Raw genomic sequence first — 18177 nt, forward strand, 5'->3', positions numbered from 1 at the left:
CATGCACACCGTTCGAGTCATGATGCTGATATCGCTATCCGTTGCACTCACGGCATGCGCCGCCCTGACACCCGGAGGCGAGCGCCCGGAGTTCGGCGAATCCGTACGCCACATGATACAGATGCAGACGTACGCGCCCGGCGATGAGGTGCCATCACTGCGGGGAGACACGGGGGCCGAGGCCATGGAGGCACACCGCCGGGATACGGGCACCCCGGAGCGCTTCGGAAAGGGACTGATGGGCCTGGATTAGCGCGAGGGGGGGACCCGCGCAACCGCGCGCTGCGGGAATGCCGGGAAAGACACTGACGAGGATTGCCATTCAAGGCGGATGAAACATCATGCGCTATCGACTAGAAATTCTGGTGGTTGGACGTTCCAGGGAACAGCTGCTGATGCTGCAGGACCTTCTGGGGCGGCAGGGTGACGTCAACGTAAGGATCCGGCACGTCGGGAACGGCCATACCGATCCGCTGTACGAGGTGGACCCGTTGCCCGATGCGCTGGTGCTGGTGCTCAGCGAGAACTGGCATGCCGAACTGTCGGCGCTGATGGAGCGCCGCGCCACCGAACGCCCTCCGTTGCTGGTGGTTGGGCACGACGGCAACGTCGACCTGATCCGCGAGGCAATGCGTGCCGGTGCGAGGGACTTTTTCACCCCGCCCATCTCCGAGAGCGAGCTCACGCAGTCTCTCCAGAAACTCATGCGCGACCGGATGGCGGAGGCGTCCCGGCACACGGCTCACCTGACGGCCGTCATCAACGCCAAGGGAGGCTCCGGAGCCAGCATGATTGCCGCCAATATCGCGCACCTTCTGGCCGTTACCGCGTCCGATCGTCGCACGGCACTCATGGACATGGATCTGCAGTTCGGCGCCCTGCCCCTGTACTTCAACATGACCCCGCGCAACGGCATGGTCAGGGCGCTGGAGTCTGTTGACAGCCTGGACACGATGGCCCTGGAAGGCTACGTGCAGCCCCACCAGAGCGGCCTGGACCTGCTGGCGTCCGCCCCCGACGAGTTGGTGAGCGTGGCCGATGTTCCGGAGTCGCGCGTGGAACTGCTGTTGCAGGTCATGAGTGAGGCCTACGACGACATCGTGGTGGATCTGCCGCGTTGGATCGGCGGTTCAACGGCCATGGTGCTGGAGCGTGCGGACCGGGTTCTCGTGGTCCTTCAACAGGGTGTGGCGCACCTGCGCGATGCGAAGCGCCTGATCGGCATTCTCCGGCAGGAGATCCACATCAGCGGCCCCCGGATCATCATCGTCGTGAACCGGTACGACAAGCGCAATGCGGTGAGTCTCCGGGATATCCAGGATGCACTGCCGGACCAGGATATCGTGACCTTGCCCAATGATTTCCGTCAGGTCACGCAAAGCATCAATATCGGCAGCCCGCTGCCGGAACACGCCGCCCGGGCTCCGGTGACGCGCGAGCTGGCAAAGCTGTCCCGCCGTCTGCATGAGGACCGGCCGGGTGATGACGGCAGGAAGAGCGGCGGCTGGAGCCTGTTCGGCCTGGGCCGGAGAAGCTGATTGAGGAGTAGACCGTCATGGGCCTGAAGGAACGGTTCGGAAATGGTGATGGCCGCAGTGCCGAGAACGGGCGAACGGCCTGGGCACAGCGCAGCCAGCGTTCCGGGATGCTGAGTCTCACGGCGCCGGAACAGGAATGCAAACAGCAGCTCTTCAAGCAGCTTGTGAAGGTCCTGGACCTCTCCCTTCTCGGCGGTCTGGATGACAAGGACGCGCGCGCCGAGATACAGCAGGTCTGCGAGAACCTCATGGCCGAGGAGGCGCTGCCAATCAATGCCGGCGTCCGCCAGCGTATCATCTCCGAGCTGCAGGACGAGGTGCTGGGACTGGGTCCACTGGAAACGCTGCTGGCGGACAGGACCGTAGCGGACATCCTGGTCAACGGAGCCAACCAGGTCTACGTGGAGCGGCAAGGGAAGCTGGAACAGACCGCCCTGCGCTTTGACAGCGACCGGCACCTGATGACCATCATCGACCGCATCGTCTCAAGCGTGGGTCGCCGGATCGATGAATCCTCCCCCATGGTGGACGCGCGCCTGCGGGACGGTTCCCGTGTCAACGCCATCATCCCTCCCCTGGCGGTCGACGGGCCCATGCTCTCCATTCGCCGCTTCGCCGTGGATCGGCTGACCGCGGAGAATCTGGTCGAGATCGGCACGTTGACGCCGGTCGCGGCACGGTTGCTGGAATCGGTGGTGAAAGCGCGGCTGAACGTGCTGATCTCCGGGGGCACCGGGGCCGGCAAGACCACCCTTCTCAATGTCCTGTCGGGCTTCATTCCGCACCGGGAACGCATCGTCACCATCGAGGATTCCGCAGAGCTTCAGCTCCAGCAACCCCACGTGGTGCGCTTGGAGACCCGTCCTCCCAACATCGAAGGCAAGGGCGAAGTGAGCCAGCGCGACCTGGTACGCAACAGCCTGCGCATGCGCCCGGATCGTATCATCGTGGGCGAGGTGCGCGGTGGCGAAGCGCTGGACATGCTTCAGGCCATGAATACCGGTCACGACGGATCCCTGACCACAGTCCATGCCAACAGCCCCCGCGATGCATTGACCCGGGTGGAGAGCATGGTGGCCATGAGCGGCGTCAACCTCCCTTCACGACCTCTGAGGGCCCAGATCGCGTCCGCCATCGATGTGGTCCTGCAGGTGGAGCGCCTGGAGGACGGCAGGCGCCGGGTGGTGAGCATGCAGGAGATCAACGGCCTGGAGGGAGAGATCATCACCATGTCGGAGATCTTCCGGTTCCAGCGCGAGGGGCTGGATCAGGATGGCAACGTGCTGGGCCAGCTCAAGGCCACCGGCATCGTGCCCAGATTCCATGACCATCTCAAGCGCAGGGGCCTTGACCCCGGCCTTGACGTGTTCGAACCCGGACGCTAGCCATGTCCTGGACCATCTCCGATGAAGTGATCTTCCTCGTCATGATATTCGTGGCGGCGTTCCTGCTGGTGCAGAGTTTCATGCTGCCCGTCTTCGGCGAGAACCGGCGGGCACGCAAACGCCTCAGGAAACGGCTTAAGTCCATGGAAGGCATGGAGGGCCAGGCCGGTCATATCTCGCTGGTGCGCAGCAGGTTCCTGCGGGAACTCTCCCCGTTGGAGCGCTGGCTGGAGGCTCTGCCGGGAATGCAATCCCTGGAACGGCTGATCGAACAGGCCGGGCACGAGACACCGGCCTATCGGGTGGTCCTCAGGGCCCTGTTGCTGGGCGTCGGCACCGGGCTGGCGTTCGGCTACCTGCTTCCCCATCCGGCGATGGCCCTGATCGTCGCGTTGTTGGCGGGTGCCTACCCCTTCATCCGGTTGTCCATGGACAAGTCCCGGCGTCTGGCCAGGTTCGAGGAGCAACTGCCGGATGCCCTGATCATCATGTCCCGGGGTCTGCGGGCCGGGCATCCGTTCGCGGATGCCTTGCGTCTGGTAGCCGAAGAGATGCCCGACCCGATCGGCAGCGAGTTCCGAACCACCTTCATGGAGATCAACTACGGCGGTGATGTCCGCATGGCCCTGGGCGGCCTGTTGAACCGGGTGCAAAGCGTGACCGTCATGGTCTTCGTGACCTCGGTGCTGATCCAGAAGGACACCGGGGGCAATCTCGCCGAGCTTCTGGACGGGCTCGCGGGAGTCGTTCGTGACCGATTCCGCTTTCACCGCAAGCTGCGGACCCTCTCGGCCCAGGGGCGGATGGCCGGCTGGGTCCTGTCACTCATACCATTCGCGCTGGCTGCGGTGCTCTCGGTGGTCAATCCGAAGTTTCTGCCCATGCTGACCCAGGATCCCACGGGCCGACAACTGGTCGTGGCCGCATTCGTTCTCATGGTCATCGGCATCATCTGGATGCGGAAGATCGTGCGGATCGACGTATGAACGGAGACATGTCATGGAACCGCTAGGCAACCTGATCGCCCTGCTCGACGAGCTCATGACTAACCCCGAAGCGGCACAAATCGGGTTCGCCGCCATGATGGGGCTGGCGGCCTTTACCCTGATGGTGGCGATGATGCTGTTGCTCGCGGGTCTGGCAGACCCATTGCGCCGCCGGCTCCAGCATCTCGAGCAGGACGAGGGCGAAAAGCGCACAGGGTCGATCATGATGCGGCTGTTCGCACCCGTGGGCGATTACCTGGTGCCCACCGAGCGTGAAAACCGCTCCAGGGCGGCCCTGCGCCTGCGCCACGCAGGGATTCGTTCACCCACCGCATTGCGGGCTTTCTACGGAGCAAAACTGGCCCTCGCCGCTTTGCTGCCGCTGGTCGTCCTCGGCGTTGTCACCACCTTCTTCCGGGTATCGGTAACCGCAACCCTGCTGTTCGCCATCTCCGCCGCCCTCGGCGGCTACCTTCTGCCTACCCTGTGGCTGGAGCGGGCCATCCGCCGGCGCACCCGCGCACTGCGCCGCGGCCTGGCGGATGCCCTGGATCTGCTGGTGGTCTGCAGCGAAGCCGGGCTCGGACTGGGACAGGGAATCCAGCGTGTCGCGGAGGATCTGGAGGTCAGCCACCCGGAGTTGTCGGACGAACTGCTGCTGTTCAACATGCAGACGCGCGCCGGTATGGACAACCGGGAGGCGTTGCGGGATCTGGAGGAGCGTACCGGTGTGGAGGACATCCGGGGCCTGGTGACCACGCTCCTGCAGAGCATGCGGTTCGGCACGAGTATCGCGGCAACGCTGCGGATCTTCGCCGCCGAGATGCGTGACAAGCGCACGCAGGAGGCCGAGGAAAAGGCGGCCAAGGTCAGCACCAAGATGCTCTTTCCGCTTGTCTTCTGCGTGTTTCCAAGCTTCTTCGTGGTCGCGTTGGGGCCGCCGATGCTGGGCGCCATGGCGGCGCTGGGCGCACGCTGAACCCCTGTCGCCGACCCCGCGGTCGAGGACCATATCATGAGCCTGAAGAAAACCGGTTCCAGGAAGCTTCTTCCGGCACTGGCGTTGAGCGCGATCCTGGCCGGATGCGCCAGCATTCCCCGAAACGAAAGTCCGGATGTCTACGGGATGCTGTACGACGGTGAATCCACCGCCGCCTATGCCACCGCGTTCCCGGTAGGGAGCCCCGCGGAAGCTTACGGGAACGGTGACATGGCCGCGCGGGCGGGGGATTTCGACCGCGCCCTTTTCGAGTATATCCGCGGTCTGCGTCTCGAGTCGGAACCGGTGGCGGAACCCCTGTACCGGATCGGCACCATACATCACCAGCGGGAGAATCACCGGTTGGCCGAACTGGCCTATCGCTGGGCACTGGAGGTGGATCCGGATCACGGGGCGGGCGCCACCGCGCTCGGCATCATGCAACTGGAGAAGCGCCAGTATGTCGAGGCGGCGGCGCAGCTTGAGTCTGTCACCCGAAGCGGCAACGCGAACTGGCGCACCTACAATGCCCTGGGAATCCTGTCGGACCTTCACGGGGACTTCGAGGAGGCCGCGCGCCACTTCAGCGATGCCCTGAACGCCAGTCCCGGGAACCCGGTCGTCCTCAATAACCTCGGATACTCCCGCTACCTGGCGGGAGACCTGGAAGGTGCGCGCGCGGCACTGCGCCAGGCACTGCGCGGCAATCCACGTTACGAACTGGCGTGGCGAAATCTCGGTCTGGTGCACGCACGCGAAGGCAATTACGACGCCGCGCTGGATGCCCTTGCCAGAAGCGGCACCGAGGCAGAGGCCTACAACGATATCGGCTACGTGTCCATGGTAGGCGGACGGTATTCCGAAGCAACCTTCTTTTTCCAGGAAGCGATGCGCCGATCGCCCGCGTTCTATGCAACCGCCAGCGAGAATGCCAGACACCTGGAACGCCGAATCCGAAGAAAGGCGGCTTCCCGGCAGGACTGAGGGCACCCGCCGCGGATCTCGCCCGGAGTCACGACGATGAGAATCGGCATACGAAGGAAACAACGGGGATCCGAACTGGTGGAGTTCGCCATTACGGCATGGCTCCTGTTCGTGCTCCTGTTCGGCATCATCGAGTTCAGCGTGGCGCTCTTCGACAAGGCCACAATAACGAACGCCGCCCGGGAGGGTGCACGCCACGGCATCCTGTTCCGCCCGGATCCGCGTGACCTGGCGGCCGAGAATGCCGCCATCACGCAGGCCATCAACGACTACGCGTCCTCCTACCTCATCTCGCTGGGCGGAGAGGCCGAGATGGCGATCGCCATTCAGCGCTCGAACGGAGGCGGCACCTTCAATGTGGGTGATGAACTTACCGTGACTGTCACCTATCCATACCAGTTCATGCTCATTCCGGGATTCATCGCGGGCTTGGGCGGCGGCATCGACCTCTCCTCAACATCGGTCATGCGGGCGGAATAGACATGCTTCACAATCACGTCTCCCGGCACCGGTTTGCAGCGTCGCGGCCGCGCCAGCGCGGGGCCTCCATCGTGCTGGTGGCCGTATCGCTGGTCGTCCTTTTGGGGTTGGGTGCCCTGACCCTGGACGGCGGCAACCTCTACGTGGCCCGTAACGAACTGCAGAACGCATCGGATGCGGGTGCGCTCGCCGGTACCCGCATGCTCTACCTTCCTGACGGTTCCATGGTGAATGCGGGCGCCAACCAGATTGCACACGATGCCGCCATCGCCAACAGCAGCCAGGGCACACCGGTGGAAGTGGTCAGCGTACAGCGGGGACACTGGAGCTTCACCACCAGGACCTTCACGCCCAATCCTTCCCTGGAACCGGTGGATCTGTTCAACGCATCGACGACCGAACTGGACCTGAACCTGAACTTCATCAACGCCATGGAAGTGATCACGCAGAGAAGTGCTACACCGGTCCAGGCGTTTCTTGGCTCTGTGTTCGGATTCAGCGGCTACTCCGTATCGGCCCGGGCGGTCGCCTACATCGGTTTCGCGGGGACTCTGCGGCCCGAGGATGTCGACCAACCCATCGCCATCTGTAGCGATGCCATTACGGATGGAAACGAGTTCTCATGTAACGTGGGGCGTTTCATTCCGGATCATTCGGACACCGGCGGCTGGACCAACTTCCGGCATGACGACAGCGGCGCCACCAATGCCAACGAACTCAATCAACTGATCTGCAGCAGCGGCAACCCCGATGAAATGCACTTCGGCGATGATATTGCAACCAACAACGGACAGGTGCAGTCAGCCTTCAACTCACTGTATGCCTGCTGGAAGGAAGAGACCGAGCAGGAGCGGCTATGGAACCTGACTCTTCCGGTGATCGACTGCTCGGGCGGCATCGCCCCCAGCAATCCGCTCGTCGGCGCGGTCAACCTCAATATCGTGTGGATCGAGGACAGGGGCATTGCCAACAGGATAGACGATGATGCGCCCTGGCAGATGGAACTGCCCCCACTCGATGGCAACGATGTGTCTCCGGGCTCCTGGAGCAACGATGACCCTGACGGGACCCGGCGCTGGGATGACTTTGTGGAAACCTTCAATATCCGCATGCCGGATGGAAGCCATGCCTACTGGAGCGATGATCCCCAGGAACGGGGCTGGAAGCAGAAGACCATCTACTTTCTTCCCGATTGCGCCCCGCACGAACCGATCGGACGCACGGGTGGAGAGAACTTCGGCGTGCTCGCCCAGATCCCGGTGCTGGTGGACTGATTGCCGGACGCGAGGGTGGGCGACCCATCGGGTGACCGTGGTACCTCAAGGACCGATTCAAGCCGGCTGGAGCGAGTACACCCCCGCCACAGCACGCAGAACGGCTGCCGCAGTAGAAAAGGGTGGCGAGATATGCGGGCTAGTCGCCCGGACGCGGCTCTGGTTTCGGCAATCCCAATGTCAGACCCTGATGCCGCGTGCTGGCCGGGACAGGCTGTAATCGCGCTTCCGCACCCGGCTGCCCACCCCCGGTCGACCTCCCCTGCCGGGCCGCCGCCACACGGTAATGCGAGGGGGTATCGCCCACGTAACGATGGAACGTACGTGTGAAATACGACAGATCGTGAAAGCCGACATTGAAGCAGACATCGGTGACCGAAGCTCCCGGATGGGCGAGCATGCGCTTCGCCTCCTCGATGCGCGTGCGTTGCACGTACTCCTGAAATGTCATCTGGTAGTGACGCTTGAAGATGCGGCTGAACTGAAACGGGCTCAGCCTGCAGATCGCGGCCGCCTCCGCCTGAACGATCTTCCCGTGCAGATTGCGCGCTACATACGTGGAAATCGGGTCCAGGGCAGACGAGTCACCCGGTGCGCCGACACCTCTCATTCGTGCCTCTGGCGGAATCACATTAGGGGGCGTCAATGTGCCCCGCAGCGGCCGTCGCCCCATGTCGTGGTCCGGCCGGATGGTCGACAACTCGTTGAGTACACACAGGAACCTGTCAACATCCACGGGTTGGACGAAGAAGTCCCGTACACCCGCGCGAAATGCCCAGACCGCCAGCGGTTCCGAATGCGCCTGGGTGATCATGAGCAGCGGCACGGAGGGCATGCGTTCCTTCACCAGGCGCAATTCCGCCAGCCCGGGAAGGTCTGGGTAGTCGTACTGAAAACAGGCCACCAGCGGCGCTTCCTGCGCCAGGATCGGCAACGGCGACTCGCCCGGAAGGATCCGCCGAACCCGGTAGCCGCTCTCCTGCATTCCCGCAATGTATGCGTCGTTCGTGGCATCCCTGATATTGCGTACCACGATCAGGACGCGACCCCCTGTTTCCATGACCGGTACTCCCTGACATGCGCTGCCCGATGTCCCGGATGGCAGCCATCGTGGCCGGCGCTGCGGCATGGCAAAAGTCGTGCGTAGGTACTTGTTGTCCGCCTGGTGCCCCGGTCTTGTGTGATTGCTTAAGAAAGTTTTCCAATGATATGAAAAGCAAAGATATTCGAGGCTATCGCGCGTTTGTCCGGAAACCTGACGCAATGCCATCGATAAATGTGACGGGGACACTTGACATAAGTGTAGGCAATGTAATAGGGAATTCAAGCATGAACACTACGGACGAAGGTCCGGGGCCAACGGTCCTGGCGATGGTCGACCCCGGACACGAAGCACGCTCAGCAAACCGTTTTCACGGCGGGGTTGCGCGGCAAACCGCGCCTGCGGGTCGTTGCCATCCCCGTCGCCCGGTTCACCACCTTCGGCGGCATCTTGAGATCGCCATTGCCCGGCCGCCATTAGCTGGGCTCCCGAGGTGATCCCGTAGGCCGCCAGCCACACCCCATCCTTCCGGCTTCCTGTACCGGGGAGTGCCCTCACCACCCATGCGGTGGTGCAGGAACGCTATCCACGCAATGGCCGATGGGCCCCGAAGCGGGGAATCCCGGAGAACCAGGGAGTCCGGCGGCGGCGCGTGGTGCGTCGCTTCGGGAGAATTCCAAGGGTGTTTGTGATAGCTTGGACACGAAATGATCACATACGATTTTTCTGCCCTGATCATGTCCCTGGAGCGGCGATCCGACTTCTCCTCTGCAGGAAGTCAGGTTCAGGTATGCGCTGATCCGGCTCCGGACGAACACCCATCAATGACCCGCGGATGAAAGGAACCACGTAACTCCGAGCCACGTCGTAATTGTGAGAAGACACCTACATGGACAAGACCACACTCGATCAAGCCGCCCTCGACTACCACCTGCTCCCCACTCCCGGGAAGATCTCGGTGGTACCCACCAAGGGACTTACCAACCAGCGAGACCTGGCACTGGCCTATTCGCCGGGCGTGGCGGCCGCCTGCAAGGCGATCGAGGCCGATCCCGCGCAGGCGGCAAGGCTTACGGCACGGGGCAACCTGGTGGCCGTGGTGACCAACGGCACGGCGGTACTGGGCCTGGGGGCCATCGGACCCCTGGCGGCCAAGCCGGTGATGGAAGGCAAGGCGGTTCTGTTCAAGAAGTTCGCCAACATCGACGTGTTCGATCTGGAGCTCGACGAACGGGATCCGGACAAGCTGGTGGACATGATTGCCGCGCTGGAGCCGACCTTCGGCGGCATCAACCTGGAAGACATCAAGGCGCCCGAATGCTTCCAGATCGAAAGCCGCCTGCGCGAGCGCATGAATATCCCCGTGTTCCACGACGATCAGCACGGCACGGCCATCGTTGTGGCGGCTACGGTGCTCAATGGCCTCACCCTGGCCCGCAAGGAGATCAGCGAGGTCAAGCTGGTCACTTCCGGCGCCGGGGCCGCCGCCCTCGCCTGCCTGGATCTGCTGGTCACCCTGGGCTTGCGCATGGAGAACATCTGGGTGACCGATCGACAGGGCGTCGTCTACAAGGGGCGTGCCGACGAGATGGAGCCCTTCAAGGCACGCTATGCCCAGGAGACCGAGGCACGCACCCTGGGAGAGGCCATCGATGACGCTGACGTATTCCTGGGCCTGTCCGCCGGCGGCGTGCTCAAGCCCGAGATGGTGGCGCGCATGGCCCCCTCCCCGCTCATTCTGGCCCTGGCCAATCCGGATCCGGAGATCCTGCCCGAGGAGGTGGCCACGGTACGCGACGATGCCATGATGGCCACCGGGCGCTCCGATTACCCCAATCAGGTGAACAATGTCCTGTGTTTTCCGTTCATCTTCCGCGGCGCCCTGGACGTGGGCGCGAAGGCCATCACCGAGGAGATGAAGGTGGCCGCCGTGCGTGCCCTGGCCGACCTGGCGCGCGCCGAGCCCTCCGATCTGGTTGCCAAGGCCTACGGCGAGGACAACCTGCGCTTCGGACCTTCCTACCTGATACCCAAGCCCTTCGACCCCCGGTTGATCGTGAAGATCGCGCCCATGGTGGCCAAGGCGGCCATGGAGTCCGGGGTCGCCACCGCGCCCATCGACGACCTCTGGAGCTATCGCGACCAACTGAACAACTTCGTCTACCAGTCAGGCTTCATCATGAAACCGGTGTTCGCCGCCGCAAAGGCCGCCCCCCGGCGCGTTGTGTTTGCGGAGGGTGAGGAAGAGCGGGTACTCAGGGCCATTCAGACGGTGCTCGAGGAGGGGCTGGCGGAACCCGTGCTGATCGGCCGGCCGGACGTGGTGCAGATGCGCATCGACCGGATCGGACTGAAACTGGAGCCGGGCAAGGATTTCGAACTGGTGAACCCCGATTCCGATCCCCGCTACCGGCCGCTGTGGACCGATTACCATGAACTCATGGGCCGCAAGGGCGTCACCCCGGAGATCGCCAAGCAACTGATGCGCAGCGACACCACGCTGATCGGCTGCATGCTGCTGCGTCATGGCTATGTGGATTCGCTGATCTGCGGCGTGACGGGAAGCCTCGCCACCCATCTGCAGCACGTGTCCGACGTCATCGGACTGGCACCGGAGCAGCGCAACTTTGCCACCATGAACCTGCTGATGCTGCCGCGCGGCACCATGTTCATCTGCGACACCTACGTGAACGAGGATCCCGATGCCGAGACCATTGCCGAGATCACCGTCATGGCCGCGGAAGAGGTGCGCCGCTTCGGGCTGACACCCAAGGTCGCCCTGGTGTCACACTCCAACTTCGGCAGTGTCCGATCTGCCGCGGCCCGCAAGATGAGCGAGGCGCGGGCCATCATCGAGCGCATGGCGCCGGGACTGGAGGTGGACGGCGAGATGCATGCGGACGCCGCCCTCAAGGAAGAACTTCGCGAGCGCCTGTATCACGGTTGTCAGCTCAAGGGCGAGGCCAATCTGCTGATCATGCCCAACGTCGGCGCCGCCAACATCTCCTTCAACCTGCTCAAGGCCTCCAGTGGCGAAGGGGTGAGCGTCGGTCCGATCCTGCTCGGTGCGGCGCGGCCGGTGCATGTACTCACGGAGACCGCCTCCGTGCGGCGCCTGGTGAACATGACGGCGCTGGCGGTGGTGGAGGCGCAGAAAGAGAGTTGAACGATCCGGTGAACCGATCTCTGGTGAGATGCAGGCCCGGACATCGGCGCACGGATGAAGACGACGCGAAGGGCACCACCTGTCCCCTTGCGTGGCGATGTCGTCGATGCACGTCCGCACTCGACGTCCCTTTGCATCTCCCGCAACTTCCGGGCAAACCCGGGGTCAACGGCGTATTGGGCCCGTGCAGCGTCCTGATGCCCCGCCTCATGCACGGAACGGACGATGCCCCCTCGACAGAACACCCGGGTCAACGACCCGCGCCTCTCATGCGTTAGGCTCACAAGGCCCTCCGACGCCGGAACACAGCGAATCCCGATGAAAAAGCTGGCACTCCCCCTGATCCTGATCGTCGCTGCGGGCGCTCTCCTGTGGTGGTGGACCTCCCCCGGTGATGACCCCGGCCGCTCCTCCGCCCCTGCGGGCCCCGCGGCCGTTCAGGGGGCCCGGGACCGGGTCGTGGCCGTGACCGCCGCGCCGGTCGAGAACAGGGACATACGGGATATCGCCCGGTTCACGGGGTCTCTGACGGCGGCCAGCCGGGTTGAGATCACCCCCCGCGTCACGGGGCGGCTGGATCGACTCCACGTGGACATCGGCGACACGGTGCGCCGAGGCGACCTTCTCGCGAGCCTTGAGACGGACATGTTCGAACAGGAGTTGCAACAGGCCCGCGCGGAACTGGCCGTGGCACGGGCGAGCCTGTCCGAGGCCGAGGCATCCCTGGAAGCGGCACGCCGCGCGCTGACCCGCACCCGTGAGCTGCGGGAGCAGCGGGTGGCTTCCCAGTCCGAGCTGGATGCCGCCGAAACCGAGGTCCAGGCCCAGGCCGCGCGGCTGGAGCTGGCCCGCTCACAGATCGCTCAGCGGGAGGCCGCCCTGCAGGGCGCCCAGATCCGTTTCTCCTACACGGAGCTGCGGGCGGTCTGGCACGGGGATGATTCCGAGCGCCTGGTGGCGGAGCGCTTCGCCGATGAAGGCAGCATCCTGCAGGCAAACAGCCCGCTGCTGGCCCTGGTGGAACCGCACCCGCTGCGGGCGGTCGTGTTCGTCACCGAGCGCGACTATGCGAAATTGCAGCCGGGGCAAACCGTCTCACTCACCACGGAGGCCTACCCGGGGGAACACTTCCACGGGATCGTTTCGCGGCTGGCACCCGAGTTCCGGGAAACTTCGCGCCAAGCCCGGGTGGAGATCAATGTGCCGAACCCGGACCTGCGGCTGCGCCCGGGCATGTTCGTGGAGGTCCGCATCCAGGTCCGTCACGTGGAAAACGCCACAGTGGTTCCGGTGGACGCCCTGGTTGAGCGGGACGGGGCGCCGGGCGTGTTCCGTCTGCAGGATGCTGAAGACGGTGCGCGGGCCCGGTTTGTGCCGGTGGGCACCGGGATTCGCGACGGCACATGGGTGGAGATCCGCACACCGGAACTGGAGGGCCGGGTGGTGACGCTCGGGCACCACATGCTCAGTGACAGCAGCCGTGTGCAGGTGGTGGACACCGACCAGATGGATGTTCAGGGTGCCCGCCGATGAACGTGGCGCGGTTTACAGTCCCGCGGCCGGTCTTCACCGTCATGGTCACCCTGATCGTGGTGACCCTTGGACTGATGGCCCTTTCGCGACTTCCCATCGACCTGCTGCCCGACATCACTTACCCCACCATCACCGTGGCCACCAGCTACGCCAATGCCGGCCCCGAGGAGATGGAGCAACTGGTGACCCGCCCGGTCGAGGAGGCGGTGGCGGCCGTGCCCGGGGTTCAGGAGATCACGTCAACTTCCGCGGAAGGCAGCAGCAACGTGCGAATCTCCTTTGGCTGGGGTGCCAACCTGGACGAGGCCACGAACGACGTGCGCGACCGCCTGGAGCGCATCGTCAACCGCCTTCCCGAGAACGCGGATCGCCCCAGGGTACGCAAGTTCGACACCGCCCAGTCCCCGGTGATGCTGCTGGGTGTCTCGGGCCGCCTGGACCCCATCGAGATGCGCGAGATCATCGACGACCGCATCCGTCCGCGCCTGGAGCGGGTACCGGGCGTGGCGGCTGTGGACGTCTGGGGCGGCCTGGAACGCGAGATCCGCGTGGAGGCCTTTCCGGAGCGGCTCCAGGCCCTGGGGCTGAGCCTTGAGGACATCCGGACCGCATTGCGCGACGCGAACGTCAATGTGCCGGCAGGCGACATCGCGCACGGTCGCCTGGACCTGCGGGTACGCACACCGGGAGAGTTCACCAGCCTGGAGGAGCTTCGCGGCACGGTGGTAGCGGTGCGCGAGGGCGCGCCCATCACCCTGCATCAGGTAGCCCAGGTGCGCGACACCCATCAGCGCATCACGCGCATCATCCGCATTGACGGGGAACCGGGCGTACGCCTGGCCGTGCGCAAGCAGTCCGACGCCAATACCGTGGAGGTGGCGCGCGCCGTGCAGCGGGAGGTGTACCGCCTGAACGCGGATTTTCCCCAGCTCGGCATCACCGTGCCCATCAATAATGCGCGTTATATCGAGCGTTCCATCGAGAACGTGAGCCGCTCCATCCTGTACGGCGGCAGTCTGGCGCTGCTGGTGCTGCTGTTTTTCCTGCGCAACCTGCGCTTCACGCTGGTGGCGGCCACCGCCATCCCGGTATCGGTCATCGCCACCTTCGGCCTCATTCATTTCGGCGGGTTCACCCTCAATCTGATGACCCTGGGCGGGCTTGCCCTGGGCGTCGGGCTGATGGTGGACAATGCCATCGTGGTGATCGAGAACATCGCCCGCCGGCGGGCTGAAGACGATCTGGAGCCGGCGGAGGCCGCGGTGCACGGCACGGGGGATGTGTCTGCCGCCATCATCGCCAGCACCCTGACCACGCTCGCCATCTTCCTGCCCATGTTCTTTGCGCAGGAACTGGCGGGCATCCTGTTCAGGCAACTGGCGTTCGTGGTCGCCTTCTCTCTCTTCTGTTCCCTGCTGGTGGCACTCACCCTGGTGCCCATGCTCATGGGCCGGCGGGTCACCATCACCCCGCGCAAGACGATCGGCCCCGTCTCCGCCCTCGGGGCCGGTGCGAGGCGGATGGTGGAGGAACTGGAGTCCGGCTACCTGCGGGCGCTGGACGCCAACCTGCGCCAGCGCTGGTTCATCATCGTGCTTAGTGCGGGTCTGTTCGTCCTCGCCCTGGCCCTCGTCCCCCGGCTCGGCACGGAGTTCATGCCGCCCACGGACGAAGGCGAGCTGCGCGTGGGTATCGAGATGGCGCCCGGGACACGCCTGGAGGTGATGGATGCCCAGGTACGGCGCATCGAGGAGATCGTACAGGAGCAGGTCCCCGAGATACGGAGCACGGTCGTGAGCGTGGGCACTTCCGGATTATGGGCAACATCGCCGGCAACCGCCCGGATCCGGCTGGCCCTCGCGCCGCTGGCGGAACGCTCCCGCTCCAGCGAGGCCATCGCCGCCGATCTGCGCCGCCATCTTTCGGGCATGCCGGGCACAACGATCCGGGTTCGGGCCAGTCAGGGAATGATCCTCCGCGGACTCGGCGGAGAGGAAGGCGAACGGCTCACCGTGGAGGTGCGCGGATTTGATCTGACGCAGCTGGACGGCATCGCCCGGGAGGTGGCGGCGCGACTGCGCACGGTGGAGGGGATCACCGACGTGCGCATGGGCCGCGACGAAGCACAGCCCCAGCAGATGGTGCGCATCGACCGGGCCCGGGCGGCGGATCTGGGCGTGAGTGTCGCGCAGATCGCCCGCACCCTGGAAACGGCGCTGGGCGGTGGCGGCGCCGGCGAATTCCGGGCGGGAGGCACCGAGACCCGAATCTGGGTGCAGCTTGATGATGCCGAGCGCCTGTCCCTGGACGATATCCTTCGCCTCACCCTGCCCGGCCGCGACGGGGAGCCCGTTGCCATGCGCAACCTGATCACCTTCGAACTGGGCGAAGGTCCCACCACGATCCAGCGCAAGGAACAGCAACGCATCAGTACCGTATCCGCCAATATCGCGGGGCGGGATCTGGGCTCCGTGGTGACCGATGCCCGCGTACGGATCGGGGAACTCCCGCTGCCCCGCAACGTGGACGTGCTCTTCGCCGGCGACTTCGAGGAACAGGAGCGGGCCTTCTCGGAGCTCGCCGTGGCACTTATGATGGCCGTTGCGCTGGTTTACATGGTCATGGCGAGCCTCTACGAATCCCTGCGCGATCCGCTGATCGTGATGATGGCCGTGCCGATGGCGCTCATCGGCGTGGTGAGCCTGCTGCTTGTGACCGGCTCCACCATCAATGTGCAGTCCATGATCGGCGTGATCATGCTGGTGGGCATTGCCGTGAACAATGCGATCCTGCTGGTTGATCAGAGTGCCCGGCTGCACCGCGGTGACGGCTGGGCGGTCGCGGATGCAGTGCGCGAAGCGTCCCGCCGGCGCATGCGCCCCATCCTCATGACCTCGCTGACCACGATTCTCGCGCTGCTCCCGCTGGCCATCGGTATCGGTGAAGGCGGTGAGGCCCAGGCGCCCATGGCCAGGGCGGTGATCGGCGGGCTGATCAGCTCCACACTCATCACCCTGTTTCTGATCCCGGCCCTGTATACCCTGTTTCATGGCAACCGTACCCGGACAGTCAAAGGACCCGCTGCATGCGCCACAACCTGACTTTCCTCATTCTCCCGCTGGCGATGCTGGCCCTGCCCCTCGCGGCACAGCAGGCCGGTGAGGACACGCGCCCCGGTGACGCGGGCCGCGCGCAGGTGGAAACGCGCGGTGTGGATCTGCACACATCGGACGCGGATCCACAGGCGCATCGGGTGGATGCGGACGGCGCGGCAACCGGAGATGACGACCCGAGTATCGGATTGCGCCTGGGTCTGCCCGAGGACTGGAAGCCCGGTGCGCCGTCCGCCGAGGCGCTGCAGATCTCGGTGGAGAATGCGGTGTATCTGGCGCTGCGCCACAACCGCGCTCTGTCCGTGGAACAGTTGCGTCCGTTGATCGCGGGAACCTTTGAGGCCACGGAGCGCGCCGTGTTCGATCCGATCCTCTTCGCGGAGGCCGGTACCGGGCGGGACCGCGTGGTACGGCAGCTCGAGGAGGTCGAGGAAGTGGACCTGATCTCTTCCGAGCGGGATTTTCTCGAAGGGGGCATCAGTCAGCGCTTTCCCACGGGCACCCAGGTGGAACTGAGCCTGCGCAGCGTGCGCACCGATTCCAGCCGCATCGAGGAACAGCAGTTCAGCGCCCGGGCTGGGGTGACCCTTACCCAGGCCCTGCTGCGCGGCGCCCGGGTGGAATCCAACATGGCCCGGCTGCGGCAGGCGGAGCTGGACACTCTTGCCTCGGAGTACGAACTGCGCGGGTTCGCCGAGGCCCTGGTGGCGGACGTGGAACAGGCCTACTGGGAGTACGTCCTGGCTGATCGCCGCACGGAGATCTTCGCCGAGGCCCTGGCGGTGGCCGAGCAGCAGCTGGACGAGACGCGCAGCCGCATTGCGGTGGGTCAGCGTGCGGAGACAGAAGAGACGGCCGCCCTGGCGGAGGTGGCCCTGCGCCGGCAGGGGCTTATCGATGCGCGTGCCGGCAAGGCCGGTGCACGGATGCGCCTGCTGCGGCTGGTCAACCCGGCGGGCGCGGACTGGACCACGGAGATCGTGCTCGAGGACGTGCCCGAGGCGGCCGGTGCCGCCCCGGACCCGGTCGGTATGCACGTTCAGCTGGCACGCCAGCTGCGACCCGAGCTCAACGAGTCGCGCATCCGCGCGCGCCGTGGCGAACTGGAGGTCATCCGCACCCGTCAAGGTCTGCTGCCGCGCCTGGATCTTTTCATCACCCTCGGCGAATCCGGCTACGCCAATGCCTTCGGCCGCGCCTGGCGGGACGTGGACGGCCCCGGCTATGACTACAGCCTCGGCCTGCGGTTCGAGGTGCCCTTCGGCAACCGGGCCGCCCATGCCGAATCCCGGCGCGCACGCCTGACCCGTCAGCAATCACTGGAAGCAGTGGCCAATCTCGCCCAACTCACGGCCCTGGACGTGCAGACCGCATGGCTCGAAACGGAACGTACCCGTGAACAGATCAACGCCACCCGGGTAACGCGCGAACTGCAAGAAGAGGTCCTGCGCGCCGAGCAGGCGCGTTTCCGTGTGGGCACCGGCACCGCCCTGGCCCTCGCCCAGGCGCAGCGGGACCTGCTGGAGGGACAGCTCGAAGAGGTGGAGGCCATCATCCGTCACCGCCAGGCCCGCACCGACCTCTACCGCCGCAGCGGCACGCTGCTCATACGGCGCGGCATCTCGGCACCGGGGGATGAAGAGGTGGTGCTCTGAGCCGACAGTCAGACGTGATCGACATGGCGTAGTGAGTGGCCA

Annotated in this window: 13 protein-coding genes; 12 read left to right on the forward strand and 1 reads right to left on the reverse strand. The window is 65.0% G+C overall.

The window, feature by feature from the left end; translation table 11 throughout:
• The first annotated feature begins 1 nt into the window (after nucleotide 1).
• The 8 genes from THITHI_RS0103490 to THITHI_RS0103525 all read left to right on the forward strand — a co-directional run bounded on the left by THITHI_RS0103490 (nucleotide 2) and on the right by THITHI_RS0103525 (nucleotide 7626).
• Nucleotides 2–253, forward strand: coding sequence for a hypothetical protein (locus tag THITHI_RS0103490; protein ID WP_156820461.1), 252 nt, complete (start codon nucleotides 2–4; stop codon nucleotides 251–253).
• Nucleotides 254–341: 88 nt separating this feature from the next.
• Nucleotides 342–1538, forward strand: coding sequence for an AAA family ATPase (locus THITHI_RS18380; RefSeq protein WP_156820462.1), 1197 nt, complete (start codon nucleotides 342–344; stop codon nucleotides 1536–1538).
• A 17-nt stretch (nucleotides 1539–1555) separates the two neighbouring features.
• On the forward strand, nucleotides 1556–2923 hold the full coding sequence (locus THITHI_RS0103500) for a CpaF family protein (RefSeq protein WP_018231692.1): 1368 nt from the start codon (nucleotides 1556–1558) through the stop codon (nucleotides 2921–2923).
• Between the two features lie 2 nt (nucleotides 2924–2925).
• The gene (locus THITHI_RS0103505; RefSeq protein WP_018231693.1) at nucleotides 2926–3909 is read left to right on the forward strand and encodes a type II secretion system F family protein; all 984 of its coding nucleotides are present in this window, start codon (nucleotides 2926–2928) and stop codon (nucleotides 3907–3909) included.
• Nucleotides 3910–3922: 13 nt separating this feature from the next.
• A complete protein-coding gene (locus THITHI_RS0103510) occupies nucleotides 3923–4888 on the forward strand; it encodes a type II secretion system F family protein (RefSeq protein WP_018231694.1) in 966 nt (321 codons plus the stop codon).
• 36 nt (nucleotides 4889–4924) lie between these two features.
• On the forward strand, nucleotides 4925–5872 hold the full coding sequence (locus THITHI_RS0103515) for a tetratricopeptide repeat protein (protein ID WP_018231695.1): 948 nt from the start codon (nucleotides 4925–4927) through the stop codon (nucleotides 5870–5872).
• 36 nt (nucleotides 5873–5908) lie between these two features.
• A complete protein-coding gene (locus tag THITHI_RS0103520) occupies nucleotides 5909–6352 on the forward strand; it encodes a TadE/TadG family type IV pilus assembly protein (RefSeq protein ID WP_018231696.1) in 444 nt (147 codons plus the stop codon).
• Between the two features lie 2 nt (nucleotides 6353–6354).
• Nucleotides 6355–7626: a pilus assembly protein TadG-related protein gene (locus THITHI_RS0103525; RefSeq protein WP_018231697.1), complete on the forward strand. Its 1272-nt coding sequence runs from the start codon at nucleotides 6355–6357 to the stop codon at nucleotides 7624–7626.
• Between the two features lie 139 nt (nucleotides 7627–7765).
• Here the strand turns inward: THITHI_RS0103525 and THITHI_RS0103530 are convergent, their stop codons facing one another.
• Complete coding sequence (locus THITHI_RS0103530) at nucleotides 7766–8686, reverse strand: response regulator transcription factor (protein ID WP_018231698.1); 921 nt, start codon at nucleotides 8684–8686, stop codon at nucleotides 7766–7768.
• Nucleotides 8687–9557: 871 nt separating this feature from the next.
• On the opposite strand from THITHI_RS0103530, the gene THITHI_RS0103535 reads away from it, so the two are divergent.
• From THITHI_RS0103535 to THITHI_RS0103550, 4 genes are all read left to right on the forward strand, one after another.
• Nucleotides 9558–11834, forward strand: coding sequence for an NADP-dependent malic enzyme (locus THITHI_RS0103535; protein ID WP_018231699.1), 2277 nt, complete (start codon nucleotides 9558–9560; stop codon nucleotides 11832–11834).
• Nucleotides 11835–12152: 318 nt separating this feature from the next.
• Nucleotides 12153–13367, forward strand: a complete 1215-nt coding sequence (locus THITHI_RS0103540) for an efflux RND transporter periplasmic adaptor subunit (protein WP_018231700.1) — start codon at nucleotides 12153–12155, stop codon at nucleotides 13365–13367.
• Complete coding sequence (locus tag THITHI_RS0103545) at nucleotides 13364–16468, forward strand: efflux RND transporter permease subunit (protein WP_018231701.1); 3105 nt, start codon at nucleotides 13364–13366, stop codon at nucleotides 16466–16468. The genes THITHI_RS0103540 and THITHI_RS0103545 overlap by 4 nt, the downstream gene beginning before the upstream one ends.
• Nucleotides 16453–18135 carry a TolC family protein gene (locus THITHI_RS0103550; protein ID WP_018231702.1) on the forward strand — a complete coding sequence of 561 codons (1683 nt, stop codon included), beginning with the start codon at nucleotides 16453–16455 and terminating at the stop codon, nucleotides 18133–18135. The genes THITHI_RS0103545 and THITHI_RS0103550 overlap by 16 nt, the downstream gene beginning before the upstream one ends.
• Nucleotides 18136–18177 lie beyond the last annotated feature (42 nt).

This window comes from Thioalkalivibrio thiocyanodenitrificans ARhD 1 (assembly GCF_000378965.1).
Taxonomy (GTDB): Bacteria; Pseudomonadota; Gammaproteobacteria; order Ectothiorhodospirales; family Ectothiorhodospiraceae; genus Thioalkalivibrio_A; species Thioalkalivibrio_A thiocyanodenitrificans.